A 12,108-nucleotide genomic window follows, 5' to 3' on the forward strand; every position below is an offset into this window, starting at 1 on the left:
ACGGCGACATGGCCTCGCGGGTGTCGCCGCTGCGGGTCGCGGTGGCCAGCTTCATCGGCACCACCGTCGAGTTCTACGACTTCCTGATCTACGGCACGGCGGCGGCGCTCGTCTTTCCCAAGCTGTTCTTCCCGCAGGCCTCGCCTGCCGCCGGAGTTCTGCTGTCGTTCGCCACGTTCGGCGTCGGGTTCATCGCCCGGCCACTGGGCGGCATCGTGTTCGGGCATTTCGGCGACCGCATCGGCCGCAAACGCATGCTGGTGTACTCCCTTGTCGGCATGGGTGTTTCGACCGTGCTGATCGGCATCCTGCCCACCTACGCCCAGATCGGGCTGGCCGCTCCGCTTCTACTCACGCTGCTGCGGCTGTGCCAGGGGTTTGCCGTCGGCGGTGAATGGGGCGGTGCGACACTGATGGCCGTCGAGCACGCATCGGCCGGACGGCGCGGCTTCTACGGCGCGTTCCCGCAGATGGGCGCGCCCGCCGGGACCGCATCGGCCACGCTCGCGTTCTTCCTGGTGTCGCAGCTGCCCGACGACCAGTTCCTGGCCTGGGGCTGGCGGGTACCCTTCCTGTTCAGCGCGGTACTCATCGTGATCGGCCTGGTGATCCGGCTCAAACTCACCGAAAGCCCCGAATTCGTCGCGGTTGTCGCGGATTCAGCGGTCACCCGGATGCCCATCGTGGCGGCGTTCCGCCGGCACTGGCGCCAGATCGTCCTGGTCGCCGGCGCCTATCTGTCGCAGGGCGTGTTCGCCTACATCTGTGTCGCGTACCTGGTGTCGTATGCGACCGTGGCGGCCGGAATCGACCGGACAGCAGCACTTTTCGGCGTGTTCGTCGCGGCGTTGGTTGCCGTCGTGACCTATCCGGTGTTCGGCGCGTGGTCGGATTCCGTCGGCCGAAAACGGCTGTTCCTGATCGGCGTCGTCCTCATGGCGCTCTCGGTGTTCCCGGTGTTCGCGATGATCGACACCGGCAGTCCGGTGCTCTTCGGCGTCGCGCTGGTGCTGGTGTTCGGCCTTGCGATGGCTCCGGCCGCCGGAGTCACCGGAGCGTTGTTCAGCCTCGTGTTCGACACCGACGTGCGCTACAGCGGGGTGTCGATCGGCTACACCCTGTCACAGGTGGTCGGCTCGGCGTTCGCACCGACGATCGCCGCGGCGCTGTACGCATCGACCCGTTCCAGCGACGCGATCGCGTGGTATCTCGTTGCGGTCTCGGTGATCTCGGTCGTCAGCGTCAGCCTGCTACCGTCCGACCGCGTGCGCGCCGAGGCTACTGCGCAGAAGGTCGGGTGACCGCCCGGCCGGTACCCGGCCCACGTGGCCGCATGATGAGCGCGGCGACGTGATAGACGCACCGCGTTTGGCCGTGATTGGCGTAACCGTGCGGGCAATCCGCGGCGAAGTAGATCGAATCACCCGCCGACAGGGTGACCTCGTGGGGTCCCACCGTCATGGTCAGCGTTCCGCTCTGCACCGCGACGAACTCGTGCGAACCTGACGCGTACGCGGGGAATGTGCCGGCATCGCAGCCGGGCGGCAGCGTGCTGCGAATCCACTCGAAGTTCACGCCCGGCACGACCGGGCTGAGGATGGTGCGTTGCCACCCGCCCGGCTCGTCGATGCGATCCTGATCGGCGGCGCGGCGCACCACGATTCGCGTGGCGTCGGGCTCGGCGACCAGATCCGCGAGCGGGATACCGAGACCGCCGGCGATTCGGTCCAGCACCACGACGGTCGGAGCCTTGTCGCCGCGCTCCACCGACGACAACATGCTGACACTGACGTCGCAGCGATCGGCGAGTTCGCGCAACGTCAGCCCGCGGTCGGCACGCAATGACTGAATCCGCTCACCCAGCACCGCAAGATTCACGTATACTATAGTACGCAATTAATTCGCTATAGCGAACAGAAGACCTGAACACGATGAGACAGCGGCCCTTTCGTCCCTTCTACGGCTGGTTGATGCTCGGCGGGCTCAGCGCCACCGAACTCGTGTCGTGGGGTGTGCTGATCTATGCGTTCTCGGTTCTGATCGTGCCGATGCGCGCCGAACTCGGGTGGTCGCTGGCCGAACTCAACGCCGCGTACGCAACGGGCGTGTTCATCTCCGGACTGCTCGCAATCCCCGTAGGGCGCGTTCTGCAGGTACACGGAGCGCGCGGCGTGATGACGGCGGGCACCGTCGCCACCGTGGTCATGTTGCTGTTGTGGTCCGCGGTCGATTCGGTGCCGGTGTTCTACGCCGTCTTCCTCATCGGCGGTTTCGCGATGGCCACGACGTTGTACGAACCGGCATTCGCGGTGACCGCGGCCTGGTTCGACCGACTGCGCCCGCGCGCCGTCCTCATCCTCACGGTGTTCGGCGGATTGGCCAGCGTCATGTTCGTACCGCTGACCGCCGTTCTGGTCGACACGTTCGGTTGGCGACAGTCCCTTGTGGTGTTGGCCGGCATCGCCGCACTCATCGGATTTCCGGTGCACGGCATGCTGCTTCGCCGCAGACCGGCCGATCTCGGCCTCCACCCTGACGGCGCCCGCGTGCCACGGCCACCCCAACCGCACCACGTCGCCGGAAGCTCACGGGTGGCGTTGCGCAGCAAGTCATTCCGGTGGATGACACTGTGCCTGGTAATGAGCACCGCCGCGAAGTTCGCGGTCAGTGTGGTGCTTGTCGCCTTTCTGACCGACCGTGGCTACTCGTTGTCCACCGCCGCGCTGGCCGCAGGCAGTGTCGGGTTGTTCCAGGTGGCAGGCCGGCTGATCGTCATCGCCTTACGTGGCCGGATGTCACAGCATCTGATCACCGCACTGCTGTTCTTCGGCCAAGGCGTGGCGATCGCCCTGCTGCTGTTCGTGACGGGTACGGACTCGACGGCCACCGTCACCGTCGTGGTGTTCGTGGTGTTGTTCGGTCTCGGATTCGGACTGGAAGCGCTGGTGCGCGGCACGCTGGTGGCCGAATACTACGGCCCCGCGAACTATCCGAGTATCAATGGCGTGCTCGGCGCATTCGTCGTCGCCGCACGCGCGGCAGGCCCGCTGCTTGCCGGTGTCGCAGGCACCGGATTCGGTGGCTTCCAATCGGTTTTCGTGACGGCCGCGGCGCTGTGCTGCCTCAGCGCGTGGACGCTCGTCCTCGCCCAGCGCGCACGCCGTGCGGAGGTCACCGCCCTGGCGGACGGCCGACCGGAGCCGTAGACCTACGCGTGACGGCTGGTCACTCCCCCGTCGACCACGAGATACGTTCCGGTGACGAACGACGCCTTCGGCGACATCAAGAAGGCCACCGCGGCGGCGACCTCGTCGGGCTGGCCGAGCCGGCCCAGCGGTGCGGCCTGCTCGAAGCCGACGCGGACCTCCTCGACGTCAAGGGCGATCTGGAGCATCGGCGTCTGGATGAAGCCCGGGCATACCGCGTTGACGCGAATACCCAAGGGCCCCAACTGCGCAGCCATGGACCGCGTCATGCCGAGCAACCCGGCCTTGGACGCGCAGTAGGCCGGTATGAACGGGTTGGCCGAAAGTCCCTCGATGCTGGAGATACCGACGACCGCGGGCGCTGCACCGTCGCTCGCGGACTTCTGCAGATGCGGCAGCAGCAATTGCATGAGCAACGCCTGCGCACGCAGGTTCACATCGAGCACCGCGTCCCAGGATTCCTGCGTGTAGGCGCCCACCGGTTCGGGGATCACGCGCCCGGCGGCATGCACCAGACCATCGATCCCGTCGAGCGCACCGGCGGCCTCGTCGACCGCGGCGGACAGCGCTTCGGTATCACAGACGTCGACCACGGCCCAGGGCATCCCGAATTCCTCGGCCACCGAACGAACGTCGGGTGCGATGTCCCACAACGCAACCCGACGGCCATCGGCGATCAATGCCGCTGCGCTGGCCCGGCCTATCCCGGACGCCGCACCCGTCACCACCACACCCGCCATGCAGACCTCGCTTCACCGATCGAGTAGATACGGCTCGATCTTGCCTACCCGCCCCGGAGGACGGGGGCGGTTCAGAGGGCGGATTTCACCCGTTCCACGATTCGGGAGGTCGAGACGCCGTAGCGGTCGTAGAGCGTGGGCAGCGCTCCGGCGACGAGGAATTCGTCGGGCAACGCGATCGGCGACACCTGACGCGATACGCCGTTGCGTACCAGGGCCGACGCGACCGATTCGAACAATCCGCCGACGACCGAGTGGTTCTCGAGCGTGAACACCAGGCGGTCCTTGGCGATCTCGGCGAGAATCGTGGCCTCGTCGAGCGGTTTGATCGTCGGTGCGTGCACGACCGCGACACCGATGTTGTCGGCCTCCAACTGTGCCGCGGCCTGCAGCGCACGTTCGGTCATCAGACCCGACGAGATGAACAGCACCTCGTTGCCGTCGCGGAGTTTGGCGGCCTTACCGAGCTCGAACGTGTAGTCGTACTCGTCGAGCACGGTCGGCACGGCGCCGCGCAGCAACCGCAGGTAGGTGGGTCCGGGGCTCGCCGCGAGCTGCGGCACCGCCTGTTCGATGTCGACGGAGTCGCACGGGTCGACGATCGTCAGATTCGGCATGCCGCGCAGGATCGCGATGTCCTCGGTGGCCTGGTGGCTGGGACCGTAACCGGTCGTCAGACCGGGCAGCGCGGCGACGATGTTGACGTTGAGCATGCGTTCGGCGATGTCGAGGCAGATGAAGTCGTAGGCCCGCCGGGTCGCGAACACCGAGTACGTCGACGCGAACGGGATGAACCCTTCCTCGGCGAGCCCGGCGGCCGCGCCCATCAGCACCTGCTCGGCCATGCCGACCTGATAGAACCGGTCCGGCATCGCATCGCGGAAGATGTGCATGTCGGTGTATTTCGCGAGATCGGCGCTCAACCCGACGATGAGCGGGTTGTCCTTCGCGGCGGCGAGCAGCGCATGCCCGAACGGCGCGCGAACGACCTTGTCGCCCTCGGCAATCGAGGCGATCATCGCGTCGGAGGTGAGCCGCTTCTTCGGTGTGGCGGTGGTCATGATCGGAACCCCTCATCGAGCTGTTGGTGAGCAAGCGCCCATTCCTGCGGGGCGACCTGCATGAAGTGCAATTTGTCGCGGCTCTGCAACATCGCGACGCCCTTGCCGAGGATCGTGTCGCAGATCAGCGCCTTGGGCTTGCCGCGGCGTGCGCGCAGATCCTCGATAGCCTCGACGATCGCCGGGATGTCGTGGCCGTCGACGCGGCGCACGTCCCACCCGTTGATCGTGAACTTGTCGTGCACTGGTTCGGTGCCCAGCATCGACTGGGCCGGACCGTCGGCTTGCTGGTTGTTCATGTCGACCACGGCAATGAGGTTGTCGAGCTGGAAATGCGCCGCGGTCTGGACGGCCTCCCAGGTGGAGCCCTCGTCGAGTTCACCGTCCGACAGGATGTTGTAGACGAACGCGGGATTGTCCTTGCGGCGCAATCCCAATGCCTTTCCTACCGCGATGCCGAGCCCGTGGCCGAGCGAGCCGCCGGAGATCTCCATACCGGGCGTGTATCCGGCCATGCCGGACATCGGCAGCCGGGAGTCGTCGGTGGCGTAGGTGTCGAGTTCCTCCACGGGGATGAACTTCGCCTCGGCCAGCGCCGCGTACAGCGCGATCGCGTAGTGGCCGATCGAGAGCAGGCACCGGTCGCGCCCCTCCCAATCCGGTTCCGCCGGACGCAGATTCAGCTGGTCGGTGTAGAGCACCGCCAACACGTCGGCGATGTCGAGAGCCTGGCCGATGTAGCCCTGGCCCTGGACCTCGGCCTGGGTCAATGCGTAATGGCGGATGCGCAGAGCGGCTTCGCGGATGCGGTGCACCCGCTCGGGCGCCACGGTGGGGTGATCAGTGAGTGTGGTCATGTCGGTCACGCAACCTGTTCTTGAGGGGTGGGGGTTTCGGACGTTGCCTTTGCCGGTGCGGTCTCGCGGGTACGCACGGCCAGCGCGGTGGAGATGATGCCCATCGCGACGAACAGCAGTGCCGGGCCGAGCCAGCCCATCGCGCCGTAGACGAGCGTGGCGACGAAGGGCACGAAGCCGACGATCACCGATGCGCCGTTGTAGCCCAATGAGATTCCCGAGGACCGGACGTTGGCCGGGAACTGCTCGGAGAACCAGCTCGATTCGACCGCGAAGATCGGATCGTGGCTGAGCAGCAGTGCGAGCGCCACCGCGACGACGATCATGATGAAGGCGCCGGTGTTGATCAGCAGGAACATCGGGATGCCGAAGGCGATGGTGAAGACCGAGCCGATGAGGAAGACCGGCTTGCGGCCGATGCGGTCGCTCAGAGCACCGAACAGCGGCAGGCTCGCGACACCGAGTGCGGAGCCGACCAGCGTGCCGGTGAGAACGTCGGTCTTCGACGAGATCGAGGCGAGGCCCACGTAGGACAACACGAAGCTGGTGGCGACGTAGTAGCCGCCGGTCTCGGCGAGCCGCAGGCCGATGATCCGCAGGATCATCCGCCAGTCCGACCGGATGACTTCGAGAGCGGGCTGGCGGTGAATCTCGTTGGCGTCCTTGATCTCTTCAAACGCCGGTGACTCGCTGACGCCGAGCCGGACGTAGATGCCGACGGCCACCATCACGGCCGAGGCCAGAAAGGGCGCCCGCCAGACCCAGTCGCCGTCGAACAACGCGCTCGACAACAGGAATGCACCGTTCGCCAGCACGAGCCCGAGCGGGATGCCGATCTGTGGGATGGCGCCGAAGAACCCGCGGCGATGTGCCGGGGCATGTTCGACCGCCATCAGCACCGCGCCGCCCCACTCGGCACCGAATCCCACGCCCTGGACCATGCGCAGCACGATCAGGAGAATCGGTGCCAGAACGCCGATCTGGTCATAGGTGGGCAGCACACCGATGAGCACGGTGCCGATGCCCATGACCACCAGCGACCAGAACAGCACGGCCTTGCGGCCGAACCGGTCACCGAAGTGGCCGGCCAGGTAGCCGCCGACCGGCCGCATGACGAACCCGACGGCCAGGGTGGCGAAGGATGCCAGCACGCCGACGATCGGCTCGTCGGCGTGGAAGAACACACTGCCGAAGTAGGCGGCCGCGGCAGTGCCGTAGATGAAGAAGTCGTAGCTCTCCACCGCGGAGCCGATCATCGAGGCGATCGACACACGGCGTGGATTGTTCACCGGCGCAGGGGATTCGGCGGCGTCGTTCGGTGGTGCGGTCATCGTATTCCTGGGTCGAAGGGACGTGGCAGGCGGTTATTCGTAGGTCTCGATGACGCGGCTGTCATCGCGGAGTCCGAGGCCGAGCTCGCCGGCCTGCTGATAGCGGGAGCGAGCGACGTCGAGCAGCGGAACCGGAGCGCCCGCGCGGGCGGCCGCATCGGCGACCAGGCCGCTGTCTTTGACGAAGATGTTGATGGTGCTGGTGACCGGCGCGTCGGTGCCCAGGAGCATGCGCGGGCCGCGGTCCGAGAGCATCCACGAACCGGCCGCACCGTGCTGAACCAGGTCGAGTACGGCGGCTTTGTCCAGGCCCAGCGCATCGGCGAGGTGCAACGCCTCGGCCGCGGCCACGATGTGGACCGAGCACAGGTGTTGGTTGACCACCTTGATCGCCTGCCCGCCGCCGAGATCGGAGCCGATGAACCGGACCGTGCCGAGTGTGTCGAGCACATCGCGCACCGCGTCGACGTCGTCTCGGGCGCCTGCCGCGAAGATGACGAGTTCGCCGGTCTGGGCCCGGGCGACTCCGCCGGTAACCGGGGCGTCGACGACACGTGCTCCGGCGGCCGTCAACCGCGCAGCGGCAGCAGTCAGCGCGTCGGGACCGATCGTCGACATCACGATCCAGGTCTGGCCGCCCAGTTCCTGCCCCGCCTCCGACACCAGGGTGTCCAACTGCTCTGGCGTGGCCACCATGACCACGACGATCGGCGTTTTCGAGGCGAGGCCGATGGCGGCGACAGCGTCGATCCCGGCTTCGGCGGCCCGTTGCCGCGCCGGCTCGAACGGGTCGACACCGACGACCTGATGGCCGGCCTTCGCGAGCACTGCGGCCATGGGAAGGCCGATCGCGCCCAGGCCGACGAACGTGACGGAACTCAACACTGCCTCCACATTGGTCGAACCAAATTGGTTGAACCAATACGGTATGGCGTGGGTCACTTCATGTCAACCCGGTTGCCGAGCACACGGAAGGACGGCGCTGAAGTGCGAGATTGCCGCTGCGGCTGACAACCGCGCGGCCGGTCACTCCGCTACAGTGGAGACGCCGGTCACATTGGTCGGCCAATCGTGGAAGGTGAACGATGGACGCCCTGGAACGCGTGGTCGAGCAGATCATGAGTTCTGCGACGCGCACCTCGGACGGCTCGATCGCGCGGCTGCCCACCGAACGTCAGCTCGCCGAGACTCTTGGCATCAGCCGCGGAGCACTCCGCGAGCAACTCGCCGCCCTGGAGTCTCTCGGTCTGGTGACGCGCACGCAGGGCAGCGGAATTCACCTCGCCCCGACCAGCCCGACGCCGGTGCGGTTGTACTTCGATCTGAGCGTGCGGCTCGGCCTCATCACGACCGATCAGCTCGAGCGCGGCCGGGAGATGTTGGAGGAGACCGTCGTTCGTGCGGCCGCGGTCAGGGCGACGCCAGCGGATCTGGCCGAACTCGAAAGTTACGTCGAGCAGATGGTCGACGGTTCTTCATCAGGCGACCACCAGAAAGCCGATGCCGCCGATTACAACTTTCATCGCTGCCTCTACCGCATCGTCGACAACCCGGTGTTGAACCTGATCGCCGACGGGCTGGTGGACGTGTTGCGCGAACTGCTCACCCAGCGACGGGTTCGCGCCATCAATTCCGAGGAGCCCGACGAGCACGGGCATTACCGGACCGATCTCATCCATCAACAGATCGTCGGCGCGCTTCGGTTGCGTGATCCGGACCTCGCGGCCGCGACGATGGCGGCGCACTTCGAACAGTGGCGCCACATCACCGACGAGCCTGCCGACGCGGACGAACCGGACGTACGCGCGGCCGGGTAGCTAGGCGCTCGCAGGTTCCGAGAAGGCCGCCAGCGCCGCCTCCACACCCCGTTCCAGGGCAGTTCCGTTGCCCCAGCCCACGTAGTAGTACAGCTGCAGCACCGCCTCGCGGAGTTCCTCGGCGCTGAGCTCACGGTTGGCCAGGGCGCCGCGGACCTGAACCTCGATGAGGTCGGACCGGCCCAACATCGCCGTCGCGCCCATCACGAGCAGTCGCCGATCGCGGATGGAAAGGCCCGGCCGGCTCCAGATCTCGGCGAACAGATGGTCGACGGTCTTCTCCAGTGCCGGGGTCCGCTGCGCCGGGATGGCGTCGGCGACCTCTTGGCCGTACACGGCACCCATCACCGCGAGGCCGAGTTCGGTTTTGTCGCTGGGCTTTTCAGCATCGATGCCCAGGGTGTCCGTCCCCTGCTCGCGAACCGCGTCGACCACGGGAACGGCGACGCGACCCTCGGCGGCCAGCTCCTGGGCGGCTGCGAGATCCTTGTCCATCAACCGCAGTATCTGCGGCGCAAAGGCTTTCGTGCCCTCCGTGCGCCCAAGCAAGGTGAACATCGTGGTGCCGTCCGGATCGGCTTCTTCGATCACGGTCTTCAGCGTCTCGGGGTCCACACCCGCCGACGACGCGAGCTCGGCCGCCTCGTGCATGACGCGCCACGTTCCGTAGGTCACGACATTTCGGGCGATCTTGGTCGCCATCCCGGCACCCAGCGGCCCGCAGTGCACGACCTTCTTGGCGAAATCGTCGAGCACCGGCATGGCGCGGCGCACGGTGTGATCATCGCCGCCGACCATCGCGACCAGACCGTTGTGCGCGGCGAGATTGCCCGGTGTCACACCGCAATCCAGCAACGCGACCCCGGCAGCCGCACATTGCTCGGCCAGGGCGTGCACCTCGGGCACCGCGACCGTCGACAGCAACACCACGATGAGACCGGGGTGCGCCCCGGCGAGCAGGCCGTCAGAACCGTTCAACACCGCGCGGACCTGATCGGCGTCGACCACGGCGATCAGGACCACGTCGCTTTCGCGCGCGACCTCCGCGGGCGACGCCTCGGTCGCGGGCACCCCGTCGAGGTCGGCTGCGGCTTCGGGCCGGATGTCGTAGACGAGTGGGGTGCGCCCACTTCGGGCCAGGCTCACCGCGACACCGCCGCCGATCATGCCAAGCCCGATGACACCGGCGCGCGGCGCACGCCGCGTGACCTGCGTATCCGTGGTGATCTCAACACTCATCTCGACCCCTACCGCTAACCTAACTAAGTTCAGTTAAACGCAGCCTATCGCCGATACGCGCTGGACAGGAGGGCTCGCCCGGGTGATTCCTAGCACATCTAACGACAATGTGGGCGCCAAGCCACGGCGCCGCAACCGCCGCGGCGAAGGCGAGCAGCTGCGCGCCGACATCCTCGCCGCGGTCAACCGGCTGCTCGACCGCTGGGGCGGCGACGAGAAGCTGACCATCCGCGCGGTGGCGCACGAAGTGGGCGTCGCGGCACCCAGCATCTACCTGCATTTCTCCGACAAGGCCGAATTGGTGTGGGCGGCGCTCGCCGACAAGTACCGTCAACTGGCCCAGCAGATGTCGGCTGCCGGTCTGACCGCCGCGGCGGGCGGTCCGCGGGAGAAGCTGCGCGCCCAGGTCCACGCGTATTGCCGCTTCGCCGTGGACAATCCGGGTCATTACCGGCTGATGTACCAGGTACGCCAGCCCACCGTGGATCCGGGCCGGCTCGGCAATCACCCCGCGCGTCAGGTGTCGGGGTTGCTGCGGGCGGGCCTCACCGCATCGGCCGACGCGGGCTACCCGCTGGCACTCCCCCTGCACCAGGCCGCACACACGCTGTGGACCGGCCTGCACGGCATGGTCTCGGTACAGCACAGCTTCGCCATGGGCGGCTCGACCGAGGACCTGCTCGAACTCGCCGACGGCCTATTGGATCTGGTGGTCGCGGACGAGCCGGCGTCCGGCCGCACCTACCCGCCGCAGACCGGTGTCGACCGCGTCATCGCCGCCGTGGTCGGTCCCGAATGACGCCTGTCTTGCCGGTACGACTACGCGATGTCGGCGATCGCGGCAGCGGTCTGCAGGTCGGCGTAGGCCGCCGAATAACGCTGCGCCAGTGCGAGCGCGATGTCGGGCCGTTGCCACAACTCCCCCGCGCTCGCGGTGCACAGCCACAGCGTCAGGCCGTGCGCGACCGAGGCGCGGTACCGCAGCCAGATCTCGTCCATCGAGGGCAGCTCGTCGGCAGGCAGCCCGAGCGCATCGCGATACTCGACGAGCAGCGCTTGTTCGCTGCTGCGCCGGTCGGCAATCGTCAACGCGCCCTGCAGGAAATAGCCGAGATCGAGCGACCAGTTGCCGCGGCGGGCCACCTGCCAGTCCAGGAAGCCGACCTCCCCGCTCGGCAACAGATAGGTGTTGCCGATGTGCGGGTCACCGTGCAGCAGCGTCTGCGGTGAACGGGTGAGGCTACGGATGTAGGGCTTCCAGATCTCGTCGATGAGACCCTCGATGGTCAGCGCCATGACCTCGTCGGGGGCATCGTCGCCCAACCGCTCGAGCGCGGCAGGCAACGGTGCGATCTCCATGCCGTCCCACGGCAGGAACGGTTCCAGCCAGCCGAGCGCCGGATTGTCCGAAAGCCGTTTATCCCAGTACTTTCCGTGCATGCGCGCCAGTCCGCACACTCCGCTGGCCGCCTCGTCGACGGTCAGCGGCCGGGTCGCATCGCGCGGATCTGCCCCGCGCGCGGTGAGGTCCTCCATGACCAGCAGGAAATCCTCGTCGGCCTCGTCGATCGGCGCGGCGTACACCGTCGGGTGCTCAAGCGGCAGATCCACGCCGCAGTTGAACAGCCGCGGCTCGTGCAGCAGACCACTCGTCATCTTGATGAGGATCTTGTGGTCGGGGTCAACAGCTTTCGCGAACACGGTGGTCGGGCCGATGCCCGAGGAGTACGTCACCGCGAGGCGGGCACGGCGGTTGGTCCCGTCGTCGCGCATGTCGATCCTCACCGCATCGACGACGGCGTCCGGATGGTGCCCGGACAACGCCGCGGTCATCCAGCCAGGGGTGATCTCGTCCCA

Annotated in this window: 12 protein-coding genes; 4 read left to right on the plus strand and 8 right to left on the minus strand. The window is 67.1% G+C overall.

Annotated features, from left to right (window positions below):
• Positions 1-8: 8 nt before the first annotated feature.
• Complete coding sequence (locus AWC31_RS08460) at positions 9-1,301, plus strand: MFS transporter (RefSeq protein ID WP_085143812.1); 1,293 nt, start codon at positions 9-11, stop codon at positions 1,299-1,301.
• On the opposite strand, the gene AWC31_RS08465 is transcribed toward AWC31_RS08460, so the two are convergent.
• On the minus strand, positions 1,279-1,878 hold the full coding sequence (locus AWC31_RS08465) for a helix-turn-helix domain-containing protein (RefSeq protein ID WP_085143813.1): 600 nt from the start codon (positions 1,876-1,878) through the stop codon (positions 1,279-1,281). The genes AWC31_RS08460 and AWC31_RS08465 overlap by 23 nt on opposite strands.
• Positions 1,879-1,931: 53 nt before the next feature.
• Here AWC31_RS08465 and AWC31_RS08470 point away from each other — a divergent pair, with 53 nt between their 5' ends.
• Complete coding sequence (locus AWC31_RS08470) at positions 1,932-3,206, plus strand: MFS transporter (RefSeq protein WP_085143814.1); 1,275 nt, start codon at positions 1,932-1,934, stop codon at positions 3,204-3,206.
• 2 nt (positions 3,207-3,208) lie between these two features.
• Here AWC31_RS08470 and AWC31_RS08475 read toward each other — a convergent pair whose 3' ends face one another.
• From AWC31_RS08475 to AWC31_RS08495, 5 genes are all read right to left on the minus strand, one after another.
• The gene (locus tag AWC31_RS08475) at positions 3,209-3,946 is read right to left on the minus strand and encodes an SDR family NAD(P)-dependent oxidoreductase (RefSeq protein ID WP_067858095.1); all 738 of its coding nucleotides are present in this window, start codon (positions 3,944-3,946) and stop codon (positions 3,209-3,211) included.
• Positions 3,947-4,017: 71 nt separating this feature from the next.
• The gene (locus AWC31_RS08480; protein ID WP_085143815.1) at positions 4,018-5,007 is read right to left on the minus strand and encodes a transketolase family protein; all 990 of its coding nucleotides are present in this window, start codon (positions 5,005-5,007) and stop codon (positions 4,018-4,020) included.
• Complete coding sequence (locus tag AWC31_RS08485; protein WP_085143871.1) at positions 5,004-5,864, minus strand: transketolase; 861 nt, start codon at positions 5,862-5,864, stop codon at positions 5,004-5,006. Before AWC31_RS08485 ends, AWC31_RS08480 begins: the two co-directional genes overlap by 4 nt.
• Before the next feature lie 5 nt (positions 5,865-5,869).
• Complete coding sequence (locus AWC31_RS08490) at positions 5,870-7,195, minus strand: MFS transporter (protein WP_085143816.1); 1,326 nt, start codon at positions 7,193-7,195, stop codon at positions 5,870-5,872.
• A 33-nt stretch (positions 7,196-7,228) separates the two neighbouring features.
• Positions 7,229-8,080 (minus strand): NAD(P)-dependent oxidoreductase, encoded by an 852-nt coding sequence (locus tag AWC31_RS08495; protein ID WP_110774987.1) that lies wholly within the window; start codon positions 8,078-8,080, stop codon positions 7,229-7,231.
• A gap of 200 nt (positions 8,081-8,280) precedes the next feature.
• Here AWC31_RS08495 and AWC31_RS38135 point away from each other — a divergent pair, with 200 nt between their 5' ends.
• Complete coding sequence (locus AWC31_RS38135) at positions 8,281-9,012, plus strand: FadR/GntR family transcriptional regulator (RefSeq protein ID WP_085143817.1); 732 nt, start codon at positions 8,281-8,283, stop codon at positions 9,010-9,012.
• Here AWC31_RS38135 and AWC31_RS08505 read toward each other — a convergent pair whose 3' ends face one another.
• A complete protein-coding gene (locus tag AWC31_RS08505; protein ID WP_085143818.1) occupies positions 9,013-10,251 on the minus strand; it encodes an NAD(P)-binding domain-containing protein in 1,239 nt (412 codons plus the stop codon).
• A 109-nt stretch (positions 10,252-10,360) separates the two neighbouring features.
• On the opposite strand from AWC31_RS08505, the gene AWC31_RS08510 reads away from it, so the two are divergent.
• Entirely contained in the window at positions 10,361-11,050 is a 690-nt protein-coding gene (locus tag AWC31_RS08510) for a TetR/AcrR family transcriptional regulator (RefSeq protein ID WP_165765931.1), read from the plus strand.
• Between the two features lie 20 nt (positions 11,051-11,070).
• Here AWC31_RS08510 and AWC31_RS08515 read toward each other — a convergent pair whose 3' ends face one another.
• On the minus strand, positions 11,071-12,084 hold the full coding sequence (locus AWC31_RS08515) for a phosphotransferase (RefSeq protein ID WP_234816777.1): 1,014 nt from the start codon (positions 12,082-12,084) through the stop codon (positions 11,071-11,073).
• Positions 12,085-12,108 lie beyond the last annotated feature (24 nt).

The sequence above is a fragment of the Mycolicibacterium wolinskyi genome (assembly GCF_002101965.1).
Taxonomy (GTDB): Bacteria; Actinomycetota; Actinomycetes; order Mycobacteriales; family Mycobacteriaceae; genus Mycobacterium; species Mycobacterium wolinskyi.